The sequence below is a fragment of the Salibacterium sp. K-3 genome (assembly GCF_054052005.1).
The window spans coordinates 545,019-562,896 of record NZ_JBSVZE010000001.1 but is presented as its reverse complement, the minus strand read 5'-3'; the positions used below and the strand labels follow the sequence as shown (position 1 = coordinate 562,896).

At 44.8% G+C, this 17,878-nt stretch carries 17 protein-coding genes and 1 pseudogene; 8 read left to right on the top strand and 10 right to left on the bottom strand.

Going from position 1 to position 17,878, the window contains the following annotated elements:
* Positions 1–336 precede the first annotated feature (336 nt).
* Positions 337–528 carry a hypothetical protein gene (locus ACW9JV_RS02585; protein ID WP_457331054.1) on the top strand — a complete coding sequence of 64 codons (192 nt, stop codon included), beginning with the start codon at positions 337–339 and terminating at the stop codon, positions 526–528.
* A gap of 302 nt (positions 529–830) precedes the next feature.
* Here the strand turns inward: ACW9JV_RS02585 and ACW9JV_RS02580 are convergent, their stop codons facing one another.
* The 7 genes and pseudogenes from ACW9JV_RS02580 to ACW9JV_RS02550 form a co-directional block, all read right to left on the bottom strand.
* Positions 831–1,355, bottom strand: a complete 525-nt coding sequence (locus ACW9JV_RS02580; protein WP_457331052.1) for a DinB family protein — start codon at positions 1,353–1,355, stop codon at positions 831–833.
* 203 nt (positions 1,356–1,558) lie between these two features.
* A complete protein-coding gene (locus tag ACW9JV_RS02575) occupies positions 1,559–1,912 on the bottom strand; it encodes a YxeA family protein (protein WP_457331050.1) in 354 nt (117 codons plus the stop codon).
* Between the two features lie 28 nt (positions 1,913–1,940).
* A complete protein-coding gene (locus ACW9JV_RS02570) occupies positions 1,941–3,809 on the bottom strand; it encodes an ABC transporter permease (protein WP_457331048.1) in 1,869 nt (622 codons plus the stop codon).
* Positions 3,784–4,557, bottom strand: a complete 774-nt coding sequence (locus ACW9JV_RS02565; protein WP_457331046.1) for an ABC transporter ATP-binding protein — start codon at positions 4,555–4,557, stop codon at positions 3,784–3,786. The genes ACW9JV_RS02570 and ACW9JV_RS02565 overlap by 26 nt, the downstream gene beginning before the upstream one ends.
* A 149-nt stretch (positions 4,558–4,706) precedes the next feature.
* A complete protein-coding gene (locus ACW9JV_RS02560) occupies positions 4,707–5,702 on the bottom strand; it encodes a HAMP domain-containing histidine kinase (RefSeq protein WP_457331044.1) in 996 nt (331 codons plus the stop codon).
* On the bottom strand, positions 5,699–6,403 hold the full coding sequence (locus ACW9JV_RS02555) for a response regulator transcription factor (protein ID WP_457331042.1): 705 nt from the start codon (positions 6,401–6,403) through the stop codon (positions 5,699–5,701). The genes ACW9JV_RS02560 and ACW9JV_RS02555 overlap by 4 nt, the downstream gene beginning before the upstream one ends.
* A 309-nt stretch (positions 6,404–6,712) precedes the next feature.
* Positions 6,713–6,859: pseudogene (locus tag ACW9JV_RS02550) on the bottom strand (transposase); the annotation flags it as partial.
* A 641-nt stretch (positions 6,860–7,500) separates the two neighbouring features.
* Here ACW9JV_RS02550 and ACW9JV_RS02545 point away from each other — a divergent pair.
* The 6 genes from ACW9JV_RS02545 to ACW9JV_RS02520 all read left to right on the top strand — a co-directional run bounded on the left by ACW9JV_RS02545 (position 7,501) and on the right by ACW9JV_RS02520 (position 12,907).
* Positions 7,501–8,160 carry a hypothetical protein gene (locus tag ACW9JV_RS02545; RefSeq protein WP_457331040.1) on the top strand — a complete coding sequence of 220 codons (660 nt, stop codon included), beginning with the start codon at positions 7,501–7,503 and terminating at the stop codon, positions 8,158–8,160.
* Between the two features lie 413 nt (positions 8,161–8,573).
* A complete protein-coding gene (locus ACW9JV_RS02540) occupies positions 8,574–8,843 on the top strand; it encodes an ArsR/SmtB family transcription factor (protein ID WP_457331038.1) in 270 nt (89 codons plus the stop codon).
* 429 nt (positions 8,844–9,272) lie between these two features.
* Entirely contained in the window at positions 9,273–9,677 is a 405-nt protein-coding gene (locus ACW9JV_RS02535; protein ID WP_457331036.1) for a VOC family protein, read from the top strand.
* A 278-nt stretch (positions 9,678–9,955) separates the two neighbouring features.
* Positions 9,956–11,305 (top strand): hypothetical protein, encoded by a 1,350-nt coding sequence (locus ACW9JV_RS02530; protein WP_457331034.1) that lies wholly within the window; start codon positions 9,956–9,958, stop codon positions 11,303–11,305.
* A 249-nt stretch (positions 11,306–11,554) separates the two neighbouring features.
* Positions 11,555–12,718 carry an MFS transporter gene (locus ACW9JV_RS02525; protein ID WP_457331032.1) on the top strand — a complete coding sequence of 388 codons (1,164 nt, stop codon included), beginning with the start codon at positions 11,555–11,557 and terminating at the stop codon, positions 12,716–12,718.
* Positions 12,719–12,730: 12 nt separating this feature from the next.
* Positions 12,731–12,907 carry a hypothetical protein gene (locus ACW9JV_RS02520; protein ID WP_457331030.1) on the top strand — a complete coding sequence of 59 codons (177 nt, stop codon included), beginning with the start codon at positions 12,731–12,733 and terminating at the stop codon, positions 12,905–12,907.
* Between the two features lie 242 nt (positions 12,908–13,149).
* Here the strand turns inward: ACW9JV_RS02520 and nadA are convergent, their stop codons facing one another.
* From nadA to nadB, 3 genes are read right to left on the bottom strand one after another with little or no spacing between them, the layout of a single operon-like run.
* Positions 13,150–14,247 (bottom strand): quinolinate synthase NadA, encoded by a 1,098-nt coding sequence (nadA, locus tag ACW9JV_RS02515; RefSeq protein ID WP_457331028.1) that lies wholly within the window; start codon positions 14,245–14,247, stop codon positions 13,150–13,152.
* Positions 14,244–15,098 (bottom strand): carboxylating nicotinate-nucleotide diphosphorylase, encoded by an 855-nt coding sequence (gene nadC, locus ACW9JV_RS02510; protein ID WP_457331026.1) that lies wholly within the window; start codon positions 15,096–15,098, stop codon positions 14,244–14,246. The genes nadA and nadC overlap by 4 nt, the downstream gene beginning before the upstream one ends.
* Positions 15,079–16,650: an L-aspartate oxidase gene (gene nadB / locus ACW9JV_RS02505; protein WP_457331024.1), complete on the bottom strand. Its 1,572-nt coding sequence runs from the start codon at positions 16,648–16,650 to the stop codon at positions 15,079–15,081. Before nadB ends, nadC begins: the two co-directional genes overlap by 20 nt.
* A 107-nt stretch (positions 16,651–16,757) precedes the next feature.
* Between nadB and ACW9JV_RS02500 the strand changes: the two genes are divergently transcribed.
* Positions 16,758–17,876, top strand: coding sequence for an IscS subfamily cysteine desulfurase (locus tag ACW9JV_RS02500; RefSeq protein ID WP_457331022.1), 1,119 nt, complete (start codon positions 16,758–16,760; stop codon positions 17,874–17,876).
* Positions 17,877–17,878 lie beyond the last annotated feature (2 nt).

The following is a 17,878-nucleotide window of genomic DNA, read 5'->3' as shown; positions in this document are numbered from 1 at the left end:
GTAACCGCTCACTCTGTTTCTGTTATAGTACAGTTTCTGCCTTCCATTAAACCATTCCCTCCGTAATAATTCAATCCCTTTTTTCGATTTCATTAAAAAAGCTGCGTCGTTCCTAATCTATCAATGGTCCGCACTAGAATTGCCCGTATTTTAACCAAACACTATTCCCGGGTCGGATATGGAAAACGTTCCTATTACGAATAGAGGATAGAGGATAGAGGATAGAAAACAGAACCCAGAATTTATATGAAACATTAAATAAGTTTCCTTATGTAAATGGCAGCCTCTTTGCTGATCATGGATTGGGGCTAGAGAAGGGATCCGGAAGCGGTGTATGTGACCGATGAGGATAATGACATCTGGGACAGAAATGCCTTGAAGGTGATCGGCCGACATACATATCCCGCAACGTTAATTGATGCGGTCCATATCGTGCTGTATGGCACATTGGAGAAATGGTCGGCAGCGGAGGGCGAAGAATTGCGTTTGCAACAGCAGACCGTTCCTTTGTTCGAAGATTCGGTTTAAGAGTAAAAAGATGCAGCAGCAATGGAAAGAACAAGCATTGAAGTGGATCAGAAATATTGGGACGGCATGATTTATGATAGCTCAGGAGAAGTTGCCGGCAGCAGAAAAACTTCATTCGATACAGTGGATTGTTTACCGGATCAAAGACAGTATCCTCCAATATCCCTCTTACTTTTCCATAATTTTCTCTCCATTCCAGAATCATTTAAAATAACTCCGATTCCTCATATTCAACTTTTCTATCCTATTTCTCATACCAATTATTTCAAAACAATTAATTTTACAAAACTACGACACCTACCTTATTCAAGATAGGCGCCCGATTTTTTTAAATATAGGTAAAGACCATAATCTGTTGGTACAGAAGCATACCCCATCTGTCTTAACATAGCTGTGATATTACCACGGTGATATGTTCCATGGTTAACGACATGAGGTACTTGTTCAAACACACTAGTTTCCATAATGTCGCCATTCGGATTCTCAATTTTGAGGGGCTTATCTAAACCTTCCAATTGGCTAAGGAACGACTTATATATTTTTGATAGTTTAAGAAACTTCGCTTCCATCTCCTCCAATCCTTTTGACTCCATTTCCCCTTTTAGCTGCTCTTGTAACGTCAAAGCATGTTCCATGTTTTTACCGGAGAAAACCTCAATCCAACCAAGGTCAGACAGATAAACATGGGCCAAAACACGGGATATCGAGGAAAATACACTTTGAATTTCTTTACCATAAACATTGTTTGGAAGTTCTTTTAGTCGATTAAAAATTTGTCCATTTGCCCATTCGTTATAGTCATATAACTGTAATTCAAGTCGTTCCATTTGAGGTTTCTTCCCTTCATGTTTAATTTAGCGCCAGCCCATTTACACAATACCATTTTTATTATTAGTAACATCAAAAAGCTCTCTTTTCTTACATTTACATCATATAAAATTTTAAAAACTGCTATTTGAAGGATACATTTTCACTCGTTATACTGGGTAATATTCTTTATTAGAATGGCAATTATGTCTACTGATTTTCGTCATTTCTTTAATTTTTCTTGAATCTTTGCAGGCAATTCAGCAGATTGTACTTCTTCCCAAGTGCGGACATAGGCACCCTTCGCATTAACTTTCAAGAATGCATATTTTTTTAGTACTGCACTGGTAGAGAAAGTAATGGTTTGCTTCCCACCTTCTTTCGTATAACCTGTTAATGTATAACGATACCGGTGATCGGTATGAGTGGGTTCATCATTAATTTGCACATAGATAACTTCCTCGGAAGCCAAGGGGTTGAATCGATCCGTCATTTCCTGTGGAAGAGCATTATAGCCAATAACACCAATGATACCGACCAGTATTAAAATGATGATCACTTTAGTCATTTTCTTCATGATATCGACATTCCTTTCTCTTTTTTTATTAACGATAAATGGACCGTTTTAGATTTTTTACGTAATTCATTCGAATCACAATAAAGTAAAGCACTTGCAAGATAATACAACCAACAATGGTCAGGATGGTCGACTTTAACACGTTCCCAGTTCCCTTATCATACGCATGCAAGGCAAAGCCGGTATCCACGATGGCCAACAAAAATGGCAGGAAAAAGAGAATCGCTAATTCTATTGTCACGCTTCTAGCCATTTCTTTTTCACTGAAACCAATTTTCGCGAGCGCTTTATACTTGTCCTGGTCTTCCTGCAGATCGGAAAAAATCCGGAAGTAAAGAAAACTTGCCGCTGCAAAGAAAAATACAATTCCGATAAATAAACCGATAAACAAGCTTAAATTAGGCATTTGAACCATTGCATAATACCGCATGGCCTTTGATGAGAAATCTCCTGAAACATCTGTGCGATCACCGCTTACAAAATCCTTGATTGATTGACTTATACCTAAAGTGTTTTTCCACTGATTCAGCTGATAGCCATAGAACGTTACTTCCTGGTGTGATGATTCCAGTTGGGCAAATGTGTCAGCGTTAACTACCAGAACACTTTCAGAAAGAAGAAGCGGTTTTCGTATCGATTGTATGTCCATCGTCATGGATCCATCTATAAAATGAAATGTAGACGGCAGCGTTTCTTTGTCCTCGTATACACCTTGAAAATAAATGCCTGTACGGTTCTTCAATGAAGTCTGTTGCCATTCCGGTATGACTTTTGACAATGTTTTCTGAGGAATGACTAACATAGGCGGAACCGTACCGTTGTTTTTTTTGAAACGTACTCGAACAGCATCGATTTGATCCAGTCTATATGAAACACCGTGTTCGGCTAATTGGCTGTTGACGAATTGGACATCTTTTTGGACATCTTTTTCAGCCTCATCGGAAAAAGGCAAATACTCCATCGCGTATGCCGTTTCAGGAAAAGAGGTACTGGATTGATAAACCACCAATACACCAATTGCCGTAAAAGCAACAGCGGATACAATGCTGACGATGAAAAACAAACGGGCGTTATCTTTGATGCGATAAGCCAAATCCGAAATCCAGATCATGTTGGTTCCTTTTCGGTAAAAATGTTTGTTTTTCTTGAGCCCTTTCAGCAGCCCGATACTTAATTGACTGTAAAACAAGTAAGTGCCAATGATTGTGCAGATTAAAATGATGACGGCTGACGTCATATCAGTTCCAGATCTCATGGATAGCCCATAACCCAAAACCAAAAAGAGTAATCCTGCGATAGAGAAAAAGGTGGAGAATTTTGGCTCCTTTTTTGGAACCTGGACACCTTTCAGTAAAGCAACTGTTTTTTCGGTACGGATCATAAAAAGCGTGAACTGAGAAATAACCAAAAATAATAAGAAAAACACCACTATGGTTAAACCGAGTGCTTTCCATGGTACATACAACGCCAATGCATCCATGTCCAAAACGTTAGCACCAATCACAAAGAAGAATTTAGAAAAAATAAATCCTGCCAGAATACCTGTTAAGACAGATCCTGCGCTAATCATCAGGCTTTCAATGGTAACTAACCAGCGGATTTGCTTTGGCGAAGCGCCTTGAATGGTTAAAATCCCGAATTCTTCTTTCCTGGCTCTTAAAAATGCACTCATGGAGTAAAGAACAAAGAGAATCGAAAAGCCAAAGATAATCCACTCCGCTGCCACCATTCCTTTTTCCGCGACTTTGTTCAAATAGCCGCTTTCTAATGCCGGATGATACATAAACATGGCGAATACAAAGAAAATCATGACAGCGAAGGAGCTGCCCAAGTAAAAGGCGAGATATGCTCTTAAGTTACGAGTGATATTTTTATAAGCGACCTGTCGAAAAGTCATCAGCATTTCCTCCCAACATCGAGAGAGTGTCAATGATTTGTTGGAAAAACAATTGACGGTTTTCGCCCCGGTCAATCTGATTGTATAACTTGCCATCCTTGATAAAAATGACGCGATGGCAATAACTCGCCGCTTGTGGGTCATGGGTTACCATCAACATCTTCGTTTGTGCTTGTTCATTCATCGATGTCATCATTTCCATAACATCTCTTGAGGATTTGGAATCAAGATTGCCGGTTGGTTCATCGGCCAGTAACAAGGACGGTTGATGAATCATTGCTCTTGCAAACGCGGCACGCTGCTTTTGACCTCCCGAAACTTCATACGTACGTTTATTTAAAATAGAGGTAATCCCTAATTTTTCCCCGAACTCTTGAAGTTTTTGATCCATTACTTTTTGGCTCTTTTTTTCCAACGTTAACGGCAAAATGATATTTTCGCCGATTGTCAACGTGTTTAATAAGTTATAATCTTGGAAGACAAACCCCAATTCTGTTCTGCGGAACTTAGCCAACTGTTCTTTTTTCAGTTGGTGAGGGTGGTTCCCGTTCAGGATAACTTCTCCGGATGTCGGTTCATCTATGGTTGAAATAAGATTCAGTAAAGTCGTTTTCCCGGACCCGGACGGTCCCATAATCCCAACGAATTCTCCTTCCTCCACATCAAAAGAAACATTCGTCAAGGCTTGAAAGGAGACCTTTCCTTCATACGTTTTATGGAGGTTTTTGACTGTTAATACTTGTTCCATGCTGCTCTCCTCCCGTCTTTCTTGTTTAATATCTAGTGTAAGCCGGATGGTGTTGATTAAAAATAGCGATACCTTAAACAGACCTTACACTTTTGTAAGGTAAGAAAAACCTTACCGTTCAGATGCAAACGGTAAGGCGTCATTAAGTCTTATTGATCTTCTGGAAGATCCTTTGTGGAAAAGTAAATAGTAAAGGTTGTTCCATATCCTTCTTGAGATTCCAACTCAATCTGATGATGAAGTTTGTCCATAATTTCCTTCACCAAAAACAGACCCATGCCAGTGGATTCATGATATAGGCGGCCGTTTGCTCCTGTGAAGTAAGGATCAAATACTCTGCGCATATCCTGTGATGGAATGCCGATTCCGAAATCCTTTATTTCCAATACCGTGTCATGCGATCTTTCTTCCGTTTTAAATTCTATTTCATTGCTTTTCTCCGAAGAATACTTCACGGCATTGGATAACAACTGGCCAATGGCGAACTTCAACCATTTCTGATCCGTATAAATAGGACCTTCCGACTCAGGCATGTCTTTTTTCGGGAACACCTTGTATTGGATAAAAAGTCGTCTGTTTGCTTGAATGACCTCGTTGATAAGATCATGAAGACAGATTTGTTCAATAATGTAATCCTTTTCGAACACGGACAACCTGGAGGAATAGAGGACGGTTTGTAACCCATCCTCTAATAGATATAACTCTTTACGGATGTTTTGAAACCATTCGTCATCTTCATCTTGAATCATCAAATGGATCACGGAAATCGGGGTTTTCATTTGATGGACCCATTGATTCATGAATGTCACCTGATTATCCAGATCCGTTTGGGCCTGTTGGATGTCTTTTTCTCTCATCCGTTTAATGCGTTGCTGTTTGTCATACAGCCGTTCGGCAAACGGGGCATCTCCTAATTTCGGGATAAAGCGTTCTTCCTGCTTATCATTCAACCACTGATACATTCGGTGATCCTGTGTCCAACGGTAAAGCAAAAACAGGAGGAAAACGACAATTTGGACAAACAAGATATACAATAAATTGCCCCATGATTGAAAACCCAGGAACCAGAAATATCCCCCTACGAGAATTCCTTGTACAATAATCATAAAAAACATAGCCAGATAGGAACGTAAAAACAATTTCATGGTTTTTCCACCCATGTTGGTTTCATTCGGTACCCCGCACCACGTACAGTTTCAACGGCTCCCTCAATGCCGATTTCCGCTAATCTTTTTCTTGCTCTCGTCATGTAGACGTTTAACGTATTTTCATCAACGAAGAGGTCCGTATCCCACATCTTTTCCATTAAACGCTCACGGCTAGTGACTTTTTCCCCGCGTTCCAGCAATACTTTCAATAACAAGGCTTCTTTTCTTGACACTTCAACAGAATGGGATTGAAACGTTAACACCATTTTTTCTGGTGAAAATTCCAACCCATGAAAGGTGACAACCTGTTCCTTTTGGTCATGTGCATATTCCCCATATGCACGACGCAGGTGACTTTTCACTTTGGCAATGACGAGATCATAGGAAAGCGGCTTTGTAATATAATCATCCCCTCCGTTTTCCAGTGCCATGATTTGATCCATATCACCATCCCGAGCCGATATGAAAATGACTGGACAGGTGGAGTACTGACGTATTTGGCGGCACCAATAAAATCCATCAAAGGAAGGAAGGTTAATGTCCAATAACACCATGTCAGGTTCTGCATGTAAAAAGTCGTCCAAAGTCCGATCGAAATCATGCGGGGCTAATACTCTATATCCATATTTTTGCAGATGGTTGGATAATAACGTACGAAGGTCTACATTATCCTCAACAACTAAAATTGTATTTTTCATGCTACATCCCTCCAACCCCACTACGAAAGACTGTCAAATGAATATCTGCCTCTATCAAATGTCAGTTTTTCATTACTTATACTCAATTATAAATTATATATTAAAACAATCCTACTATTTGAGCAGATGGGACAACCAATAATAGGTTATAAAAATTCGGGTAATCGGAAAATAGTGTGGAAATGTCAGGACCATAGACTTCCTCATAGACCCATTGATAAGCAAGCGGTTGAAGATGTAATGGTTGGTCGAGCATTTTCCCGAATGAAGCATTGACATCTTTGAACTTCTTTTTCGGTCTTACAATAACCCTCTGCCAATTTTATTCGTTACCTTAATTAGATTGTTAAGAGACTCTGTATAAGCGTTTGTGATGGGTGTCTCAAAGTAATTGAATATCTCTTCTTCCCAATTAGTCATTGCCTTAATAAGTGGTTCAAAATAAGGCATTAGTTCATCCTCGCTCTCAGTCATATCTATTATTCTGTGTCCTCGAAGAAGACGTACGCAGGGAAAAGAGCTCTCTTTTCATGATTCGGTCCTTCCCATATGTCCTAGCACCACATGGTACTATGGCCGAAGCTGACTTCTGATCGTTCAGCAGTTCCTCGTGAAACTGGTTACCGCAGGCGTACTTCGTTCCGATCACCCCGGGTAAACGCACAACCTTCCTCTCCATATACCCGTCTCATTTACTAACCTTCCCTTTGGTCGTTCGGGTTTCGGCTTGTGTAGCACCCTCACCCAAGAAGGCCATCCTCCTATGAGATTCGTGTTCCTCGGATCGGAGATTTGCCTCCGGCTTCCTTCAGATTCCACCTCACGGCGGACACCCTTGCCTTTGGCTAACGGCTACAACGACCTTCGCCGTTCGGGACTTCAACCCTATAGCTTGTGCGCATGCCGGGCACAATACAGGTTCAACCCCTGGTCATCCCATCCAGTTTTTTTAATGACTGAATCGAACCATATACTACAACTGCTGAAACCGACTTTTTTATATACGTAAAAAATCATAAGAGCAGTACCGTTGTAGGAATGTTTTATGAAGAGTATGATTAAAACAGAATACACTGAGATAGGGGATGGATGAAACGATGAAACAATTGCATGCAGCAGCCGCCTTCTGTGCTTTTTCTATCCTGCTCACCGGTTGCACTTCCAACTCTTCAGCAGCAGATGACAGCGGCGGCAATCGGGAAAACAGCAGCACCCACCAGGAAAACACGCAGGAAGTCGACAGCAGTCAGGAAACGAAGGAACCTTCACAGCAGGAAACAGCATCAAGCAGCAATGATACCAGTGCCTCCTCTACAAGCAGCAGAGTTGAAAAACAAAGCTTTGACAGCCCTGAAAAAGCCGCGGCTTCCATAAGTGATTATCGTACAGTCAAACAGACGAATATTGATCTTGGCCACGGTATCACAGCCCTGCAGGATGCAGGTGCGGGTCATAAATTTATTTCCTGGAATGAGGGAAACTGGCTCATTAAAATGGATTATCCCATTCAATCAAAGTCCGCTGTAAAAAAACACCCGGATAACCGAAAGCTGGCAGAAACGATTGTAGCGTATCTCGAAAACCACTATCTACCTGCTCCTGATAATCAAGGCGTCATCAAAATCCGGGGATTCAAGGACTCTCCCAGCTCCGTCGTAAAATGGCAGGATGGTCGTGTAGTATATGAATTAAAATCTGAAAAAAATAACCCAATGGAATTGATCAAAAGAGCTGTCGAAGCGGGTAAAAACCTTTAATATCCCGATTTCCAGGCGGTAACCGACACGCACGCCTCGAACATGACGCTTGAGAAAAAGAAATCGAAAGAACCCGGATTGTACCACCTTCCTTAAGCAGTATAGAAGGCCATCGTCCGGGTTTTTATGGATATATTGTGAATGTTGTGGTGTCTTCTGATAAATCAGAGGATGCAGCGACAGAAAAACAGCCATAAAAAGAACAGACATTCCGTTTCCAGGTTTGAAACGTTTGGACCACTTTCTGAAACGAGACGATTCCGGATGCTTCAGCCTGTTCCATCCAGAATCACAAAATATTTTATACTCCCATATTTCATGGCTTGAAGCGCCTCTTTTGACAAAGTGAATTTTATTGTTTATTATATCGATAAATATAAAGATATAAAAAAATTAATGAAGGATGGTCCTAGATGAATAATGATAATGAAGCAATAAAAATATTCAAAGCACTCGGCGAACCAACCCGGTTAAATATTGTAAAGCTATTATGCGATCATAAAGAATTAAGCTGTACCGAGATTGGGGAGCATTTGGATTTTAAAGGCTCGACTCTTTCGCATCATCTAAAACAGCTTGTCGACTGCGGGGCATTAAGACTGTCACGTAAAGAAGGGACCTATCATTTTTATCAAATCAATCAGGACACATTAAAGCGTCATGTTGTGCTCGGGACAGATTGAATTTTGGATTATTGTTCGATAAATATAAACCCATTAAATTATGTTTTCAAATGAAAGAACATGCTTTCACTGTATGATCGTATCTTTTTAATTCATAATTCGATACATGTGGATGTATTAAACAAGGTTTTTCTAAGTAATAGATCGATAAAGATTGCCTTTCTTTGGGAAGAATCGGCTGAAAACATGCAACTAGGAGTTATCCATTGAAAGGGGGAATGCCAGTTCGCAGGAAGGGATTCGGCACCAAATTTCTTATCGTTTGATCAAGTTGGGGGAGTTGACTCCGTCTTCTCCCTGGCATACGGCTCCGTACTATGCGGTTCGCCTGTCTTGAGGAAGTTGATGTATCTTTAGGTTAAACTGTTGAGCCCTCGGTGGGACTATACAAACAACGATATTTCTAATTGTGAGAAAGGAAGAAGAGACATGAACATCTTAAAAGTATATACCCCCGTTTTTATACAAAACGATCAGCTGGAGGAAAGCATTGCTTTTTATGAACAATTACTCGGGGAACGTAACGATTTGCGCTTCTTGTTTCGCGAGGGTGGTTTAGAGATAGCGACAGTGAGCTCGATACTACTGGTTGCAGGCTCAGAAAGTGCAATAGCGCCTGTGAAAGAGATGAAGCTTGCACTGCTTGTTGATTCGCTCAATGAGTGGAAAGAAGAACTTATTAAGAAGGGAGCGACTATTCTTTCGGAGCCTCAAGAAGTTCCGACAGGCTATAACATGTTTGTACGACATACAGATGGCTCGCTTGTTGAGTATATTGAGTGGGTAAATGAAAAGGTAGATGCTATCAACCTCATCAAGAATAAGAGGTATTGAAGTAATAATCATCTAGGGGGTACGGCAACGATTTCTGCCTTTTTGGGCATAAGACTTTTGGGTTATTTTTCGATAAATATAAACCTATTAAATTATAGTTTTAAATGAACGAACATGTTTTCACTGTATGATCGTATCCTGTTAATCCGAAAAGGGTATGCATTTGCTAGGTAAAATGTGTTCAATAGTAGTAAATTCTTTTTAAAAAAGGAGAGGGTAACAATATGTCGGAATATCGGTTAGATATAGGGAATCGAAACATTGTATGGGGAACTCGTATGAACATCGATTCAAAGATAGGTAATTTTACTAATACTATAACACTCCAGGATAATGGAACAGTGGATTGGGATCTTCCCGCAGGTGTATATCGAGCCAAGGATATCGTAAGAGAAGCGAACGCATTGTTGAAGGCCATACTTGTTCAGCTTGGAAGGGCGGCTGACGCAGAGGCGCTGCTGTATAACCTTAAGGTTAATCTGGCGATTTCCGGAAAAGAATCGGATCTTCCGCTCGGGCAGCTCGCTCTTAAGACGAAGTCCGGCATTGAACTAACCCAGCAGGCGAAGCGTATTGGAGAAAGCATTTCCCGCTGGGCGTGCGAGTTCAACGCTAAAAAATGGGCATCCGAAACCTATGGAAGCTCTACGATTGATCACTTGCAATTCAGAAGCCAATGCGATAACCATCTCTGGACAAATCGGGTGGCTAACATGCTGATGGGGTCTGCGGGCGGTCCTGTCGTGATGCAGCTGTTCAACGAATACCTGCATCAGCTCATCTTGTTAAGAGATGCGCTCCTGCCTTTTGAAAATTGGGAGGAAGTGCCGATCGAAATACCGGTGGACAACAACCACGTCAAAGGCGTGAGATTTGTGGAACGCGGCAGGGAAGCATTTTTATCCAAGTTACTGGGTAAAAAAATGTCTCACAAGGCGATTCTACAATTTTCCCAAAGCGTACTAAGTCCGGAGCTGTCTACGGTTGGATATGGGTTTCAATACCGGCTCGGCACCATTCTTCCAGCAAGTTTGGGTACAGAACCCTTGACCGCATCCCGGTATTTGCTTCGCTGGCATCCTGTACAAACGGTGATGACTGGTAACGACGACAATCCTGCACCCGTAGCTTTAGACTATGAACACAGCGAGTATTACGTCGCACCCCGGAGTCAGACCGCCGAAGGCAGCCAGAGCGATGGATTGCAGTTGCCTGATCAGGGACTGAAAAGCATAGATGAAGCCAGGATTATTCCATCCGGCGATCAGGAGCGGGTCGTGTTGCATTACAAGCTGCATATCAACGCTGCCGAGTATACCGTGGATCTCGGCCAGGCTTTTAGAGGCCACAGGTTTATGTATCGTCCGGTGGAGCACGCAGGGTCGAATTCAGAGCGTACGGAGATCAGCAGCCACTATGCCTCTGACATTCTTAATCTGCCTGGACTGGTAACAGATGAATCGGGGACGCATTTTATTTCTGCCGATGGCAACCCTCTTGTGCAATGGGCTTTGCTGGGGAGGCTGTATCCCGAAAATGTGGTTTTATTGTCCAAAGGAGATAAGGTGGAGTTGAAAGCGGCTTCTGTTTCTGGCAAGGGGTTTGGAACGCAATTTTTAGTATTGTAAGTCCTGGGCAATAATGGCGGATCTTGATTATAGCTGTTGTGGTCAAATTAATCTAACTCTGTATTTAGTTTTTCTTTTTTAGACGTAAAATAATATCCGGGTGGCACACATGTTGGGTTTGGTCTAAAACACCACAAATCCGTTTTTCGGAAATGGAGGAACTGAACTAAAATAAGTTGAACATTTTTTACATATATCGATATATGTAAATGTATAAATTTATAGTTTGATTGAAGGAGAGAGTTGAAAATGAGCAAAAAATGGGCCATTTATTTTCTTGCTTTTGGTGGCTTTGTCATGGGATCTGCTGAATTAGGCGTATTAGGTATAATAGGAATGATTGCACAGGATACGAATGTGTCTGTAGGTGTTGCCGGGCAATTAGTAAGCGTCTATGCGATTGTATTTGCAATCGGCTCACCTATTCTTATCTCGTTGACTTCAAAAATGGAGAGAAAAAAATTACTGCTCCTTTCTTTTACGGTTTTTATGATTGGTAACTTGCTTGCTTTTTTTAGTCCTAACTTTACTGTGCTACTGATTTCCAGAATTATTCTGGCCTCAAGCCAAGGTGTGTTTACCGTAGTTGCGTTGACTGTAGGTTCCAGTCTGGTAGGAGAGGAAAAACGCGGAAGTGTTATAGGTATCATTTTAATGGGGTTTAGTTCGTCCTTGGTGCTCAGTGCCCCTCTTGGAACATTGGTGGGTGAGTATTGGGGATGGCATTGGGTATTTATGTTCATCTTTATCCTGTCTGTATTTGCGATGATTGGCACTGTCATTTCCATTCCGAAATTGGAAGGACAAAATGCTGTTTCGTTGAAAGACCAATTTACGATTTTACACGATAAACGTATCATTAGTGCGCTGCTGATTACTTTTTTTTGGATCCTTGGATATCAATTAGTCTTTACCTATATATCACCCTTTCTAAAAAGTGCTGCGTCTCTTAGCGCTGAGAAGATTAGTGTTGCACTGTTCATTTGCGGGACATTTTCAGTGATAGGTACACGATTGGGAGGTTTTGCAGCTGATAAATGGGGAATTTACCGAACGCTGCTCTGTAGTCTGTTGCTCAATGCTGCTGTGTTGTTTGTACTTCCCTGGGTGGCGACTACCCTTATAGGTGCTTTGTTTATCCTTGCCATTTGGTTCGGTTCTACCTGGTCGACAACTCCGGTTCTGCAGCACTACCTTGTATCGCTTTCTCCGAACTCCGCTGATTTAGCAATTGGCTTAAATAATTCAGTTCTTCAATTCGGAATGTCGGTAGGTGCCGGTGTAGGAGGATGGGTGATCAGCCAAACATCCATTATGAGTCTGGGCTGGGCAGGAACTATTAGTGTCATAATCGGTCTGCTTGTTACATTTTACTCGTTTTCATTAAAGAATAGAAACACGGAGCAACCGTAGCTGCGCCGGTCGATGGATTATGATATCACAGCAGACGGCGAGCCTCCTGGTTCGATCAAAGTGCTTGAAGGAGCGGATCGCTCTTTTTTTAGTACCATCGTTAAAGCGATGGACCTTTTTCGGTATTACGTGCTGTGGGTTTTGCTGCTCGAGAGAAAGAGCGCCGTCATGGCTGACATCCAGGGGTAGCAACCCTCTAAAACCTATCGTTTTTATTTCTTATACAGTCCTCTAAAACCTGAAATGAGAACACTGTATTGCCAAATGAAGAAACTGGTGACCTCTATTAGTCGTTAGAGACCACCAGCGTTATCTGATTATGGCTATTGTCTTCTATCCCCCTTTTAGAGGACAGTAGAGTGAACGTTTACTTTCGTTAATAATCCAATTCCACCCAAAGCCGCCCCGCTTAGAGGGGAAGCTTTGTATTGTTACTGCTGGAGCATGCGCTGCAGGGCGGTTGTGGCTTCGTCTGCCGTACGTTCATCCACCTCAATGATGTGATGCGGTTCCCCGCTGATAATGCTTTCCAGTGACCAGAGCAGATGCGGCAGATCGATACGGTTCATCGTTAAGCAGGGACACATATTCGGATTCAGCGACTTCACCGTCTTATTGGTTTCTTCCTGGATCAACCGGTTGACGAGATTCATTTCCGTCCCTACCACCCATGTGCTTCCGGCGGGTGCCTTCCGGATCGTGTCGATAATTTTATTCGTTGACCCTGCCGCATCTGAAGCCTGAACGACATCAAACATGCATTCCGGATGAACGATAATATTTGCGTCCGGCTCCTCTTCTCTTACCTGCCGTACGTTATCCATTGTGAATTTTTCATGAACCGAGCAGTGTCCTTTCCACAAAATCATCCGCACCTGTTCCGGATCTCCGTCGTATTCCAGCTCCTGCCTGATGGGATCCCACACCGCCATTTCTTCAAGTGGAATGCCCATGTCATACGCCGTGTTACGCCCAAGGTGCTGATCGGGCAGAAATAAAATCCGTTCTTTGCGCCGGAATGCCCACTGCAGCATGGTTTCGGCATTGGAGGACGTCAATGTCGCCCCCTCGTGCCTGCCGCAGAATGCCTTAATGGCAGCGGTACTGTTCACATACGTAAGCGGTGTGATCGTATCAGAAAAGGTATCCTGCAGTTTCTCCCAGGCTTTCTCCAGCTGTCCGATTTCGGCCATATCCGCCATGGAACAACCGGCGCGGAGATCCGGAAGCAGTACGGTTTGATGATCCTCCGATAAAATATCCGCTGTTTCCGCCATAAAATGAACCCCGCAGAACACGATATATTCCGCCTCTTTGTTGGCGGCGCCGGTTTTGGCAAGCTGCAGGGAGTCCCCGGTTTCGTCGGCAAACTGAATCACTTCGTCCTTTTGATAATAGTGGCCGGGCGTAAACAGCCGGCTTCCGAGTTCCCGCTTAATGTCCCATACCCTTTCTTCCATATCGTTCTGATTCATTGCCTGGATATGTTTCGGCAGAGATGGTGCCTGAAACTGTTCCAATACACTCATCGATGCTCCTCCTTTCTCACTTGGCGAAGTTGAAAACTAAGATCCAGCGCCTGAACCGAATGAGTGATGGCCCCTGCAGAAATGACGTCCACGCCTGTTTCCCGGTATGCCCCGATGGATTCCGGGGTGATATTTCCGGAAACTTCTGTAAGGATATGGGACGGAACAACCGCGGCCCGCTCCGCAGCCTGATCCGGGGAACAGTTATCAAACATAATCACATCAGCTCCTGCTTCAACGGCTTCTTTCACTTCATCCAGCGATGTCGTTTCGATTTCCATTTTCACCATATGGCCTGCCTTCTCTTTCACTTTCGCTGCCGCTCCAATAATGCTTCCTGCCGCAGCGATGTGGTTATCTTTGATCATAACCGCATCGTAGAGACCACCCCGGTGATTCACTCCGCCCCCGCATCGCACGGCATATTTATCAAACAGCCGGAGTCCCGGCATCGTTTTTCTCGTATCACAGACGTTTATCCGCGAATCATTCAGTGCTTCTACCGTGCGGCGGGCTGCTTCAGCGATCCCGCACATCCGCTGAACCAGATTTAACAGAACCCGTTCCCCGCTAAGTAACGCCTGCACCCGTCCCTTTACGGTCAGAAGCGTCTGTCCGGGTTCGATTCGTTCTCCTTCGCCAACGTGTACGGTGATGCGCGCCGCTTCATCGAGCATTCTCCAGCCTTCTTCAAACACAACGGCGCCGCAGAATACTCCGGCTTCTTTTGCTATCACCACACCTTCCGCTTTTTCTCCATCGGAAAAAACAGCCTCGGTTGTGATGTCGCCGCTCCCGATATCTTCCTCAAAAAACCGTTTCAATGATTCTCTAACCTGATACCGCTGCATGGCCTTCCTCCCTTGCTCCGTCCACAACAGTGAACCTGCCGCTCCTGCACGTCACCACCGTACCGCTCCATTCTTTTTTCTGATCCGGGAAATCCCGGCGGATATGAGCACCTCGGGATTCTTTTCGCAGCAGGGCAGAACTGGTCATCATCCATGCTGTTGTCAACATATTTTTCACTTCCAGCTGTTCCAGGCTCAACGCGGGATGTGCGGGGGTGAAGATGCTTTCTTCATATCGCTGGAGCCAGTTCTTCATCCGTTCCAGATTTTTTTGGTCCTTTATCATTCCGCACCACGCATCCATCTTTTGCTGCAGTTCCACCCGGTCCGGAAGCGCGTCATTCATGCCAGGCTCTATTCCGGGTAGTTCCTCCATCCGGGACGCTGTAACGTTCGTGTCCGCTGCTATCCGATCTGCAAGCAGAAGCGCTCCCGCCGCTGCTTCCAACAGAGAATTCCCGGCCAGCCTATTGGCTCCGTGCATCCCGCTGCAGGTCGTCTCCCCGATCGCATACAATCCTTCAATATTCGTCTGTCCGGCGGCATCTGCTGCAATACCGCCCATCATAAAATGAGCGCCGGGGCGTACGGGAAGAAATCCTTTTTCCGTACGAATGCCCAGTCTTTCTGCATCCCCGGCAATCCGTGGAAATAAATTGCAGAACCCAGGAATGCTTCGTATATCAAGAAACACTTCGTTCCCGGCCTCCAGCGTTTCCCAGACTACCCGCGCCGTCACCGACCGCGGCGCCAGGTCTTCAAGAGGGTGCCTTCCTTTCATAATCCTGTTCCCCTCTTCATCTATCAGTACAGCTCCTTCTCCGCGCACCGCTTCGGATATCAGCCCGCCTCCTGCCAGCATCGTCGGGTGAAACTGGAGAAATTCCATATCCTGAAGTTCCGCTCCTGCCCGAAATGCCATTCCAAATCCATCCCCGGAGGCTTCCGGAGCATTGGATGTCACTGGAAACAACTGCCCGCAGCCGCCGCTTGCCATCACCACCGCTCCGGCTGTTATGACACAATGCTCACCGGAGCTGTTCCTGCCTGTGACGCCCGCACACCGACCGTCTTTCATGATGAGATCAAAGGCAGTGAAATTCTCCATAATCCGAAGGGTTCCGGGGACATTGTTTTTCAGCTGCTTCATCATGTAATGCCCCGAGGCGTCCCCGCCGGCACGGAAAATACGACGGCAGCTGTGGGCTCCTTCCCTTGACAGCAGAAAGGTTCCTTTTTCATCACGGTCAAACGGGGTCTGCCAGGAAAAAAACACATCCATGACCGAAGCCGCTTTTTCTATAATACGGCCGGCTGCGCACACGTCATTATGCCCGTATCCGGCGGCCAGGGTGTCTTGTTTATGGGAAGCAGCAGCCGCGCCGTAAGCCGCTGCGATACCGCCCTGCGCTCTTTCCGAATTCCCTGCGCCAAGCGATGATTTTGTTAAAAGAGTCACATCGTGCGTGTCAGCCAGCTGGATGGCTGCCATTAAACCGGCCATCCCGCTTCCGATGATGATCACATCTGTCTCGAGTTTCTCTGTGTTCAAGTGGATCATCACTCCTACATTTACATGTGTCTTGACACTTATATTTACATAAAACTATACTGATTACAACCGTTTTTGTGAAATTTTGAACAAGTAAGGAGAAAAAAATGATTTATCTGGATCATTGCGCCACCACCCCGATGAGTACAACTGCACTGGAAGGCTACTGCAAAACAGCAGAGCGTTTTTACGGAAATGAACAGAGTCTGCACGACGGCGGGGAAGAAGCAGCACGCCTCGCCGCACACTGCCGGAAGCAGCTGGCCTCGATTCTTCACGGGAGCGCAGAAGGCATCTACTTTACAGGCGGCGGCTCCGACAGCAACATTACGACGCTGCTCAGCCTGGCTTACGGTAGAAAAAATGACGGACGCCATATCATCACATCTCCCTTCGAACATCCCTCTATCAGTCAGGGACTCGGCCGGTTGAAAACAGAAGGATTCACGGTGAGCATCGTAGATGTTCACCGCAATGGCGAAATCTGCCTGGATTCTCTTGCGTCCCTCCTTCGGGAAGATACGATTCTTGTTACGATCTGCCACGCTTCGAGTGAAACCGGCGTGCTGCAGCCTTTAGAAGAGATCGGCGGACTTCTCCGGAATCACCAGGCCTTGTTTCACAGTGACTGCGTGCAGACTTTCACCAAAATTCCGTTGGATGTAACGGCGGCCGGACTCGATTCGGTGTCTCTGTCCGCGCATAAGGTGCAGGGGCCGAAAAACACCGGCGCCGCCTATATCGCTCCGGGCACCAGCTGGACACCTGTCTATCCCGATGTCGCACACCAGCACGGTTTCAAGCCGGGAACCCTTGATATCCCAGGCATTGCCTCGTTCACCGAAGCTGCTGTGGAAGCTGCCTCCGCCATGGGAGAACAAAAAGACCGGTGGCGCTCCATGCAGCAGTGGCTGCTTGCCTCCCTCGATCCGGACGCCTATCAACTATTCGGTGATCGTGACAAAAGGCTTCCCAACCATCTTGCACTGCGGGCCGTTGACCGGGAAGGGCAGTGGATCATGCTGGAGTGCAGCCGGTGCGGCATCGCCGTTTCCCCGGGAAGCGCCTGCAAAACCGGATCTTCTGCACCTCCAGACAGCCTGCTTTCAATGGGGTATACCGCCGATGAAGCACACGGCCTTTTCCGCATCAGTTTCGGCCGGCACACTACTTACGCAGAACTCCGGGAAACCGCCTGTGTCCTGAACGAACTCGCAAGGGTGTAAAA

Coding starts and splice junctions, on each gene's coding strand:
- ACW9JV_RS02580 (WP_457331052.1), bottom strand. CDS start 1,355: ATGGAACGACTTGAATTACAGTTATATGACTATAACGAATGGGCAAAT.
- ACW9JV_RS02575 (WP_457331050.1), bottom strand. CDS start 1,912: ATGAAGAAAATGACTAAAGTGATCATCATTTTAATACTGGTCGGTATC.
- ACW9JV_RS02570 (WP_457331048.1), bottom strand. CDS start 3,809: ATGACTTTTCGACAGGTCGCTTATAAAAATATCACTCGTAACTTAAGA.
- ACW9JV_RS02565 (WP_457331046.1), bottom strand. CDS start 4,557: ATGGAACAAGTATTAACAGTCAAAAACCTCCATAAAACGTATGAAGGA.
- ACW9JV_RS02560 (WP_457331044.1), bottom strand. CDS start 5,702: ATGAAATTGTTTTTACGTTCCTATCTGGCTATGTTTTTTATGATTATT.
- ACW9JV_RS02555 (WP_457331042.1), bottom strand. CDS start 6,403: ATGAAAAATACAATTTTAGTTGTTGAGGATAATGTAGACCTTCGTACG.
- ACW9JV_RS02545 (WP_457331040.1), top strand. CDS start 7,501: ATGAAACAATTGCATGCAGCAGCCGCCTTCTGTGCTTTTTCTATCCTG.
- ACW9JV_RS02540 (WP_457331038.1), top strand. CDS start 8,574: ATGAATAATGATAATGAAGCAATAAAAATATTCAAAGCACTCGGCGAA.
- ACW9JV_RS02535 (WP_457331036.1), top strand. CDS start 9,273: ATGAACATCTTAAAAGTATATACCCCCGTTTTTATACAAAACGATCAG.
- ACW9JV_RS02530 (WP_457331034.1), top strand. CDS start 9,956: ATGAACATCGATTCAAAGATAGGTAATTTTACTAATACTATAACACTC.
- ACW9JV_RS02525 (WP_457331032.1), top strand. CDS start 11,555: ATGAGCAAAAAATGGGCCATTTATTTTCTTGCTTTTGGTGGCTTTGTC.
- ACW9JV_RS02520 (WP_457331030.1), top strand. CDS start 12,731: ATGGATTATGATATCACAGCAGACGGCGAGCCTCCTGGTTCGATCAAA.
- nadA (WP_457331028.1), bottom strand. CDS start 14,247: ATGAGTGTATTGGAACAGTTTCAGGCACCATCTCTGCCGAAACATATC.
- nadC (WP_457331026.1), bottom strand. CDS start 15,098: ATGCAGCGGTATCAGGTTAGAGAATCATTGAAACGGTTTTTTGAGGAA.
- ACW9JV_RS02500 (WP_457331022.1), top strand. CDS start 16,758: ATGATTTATCTGGATCATTGCGCCACCACCCCGATGAGTACAACTGCA.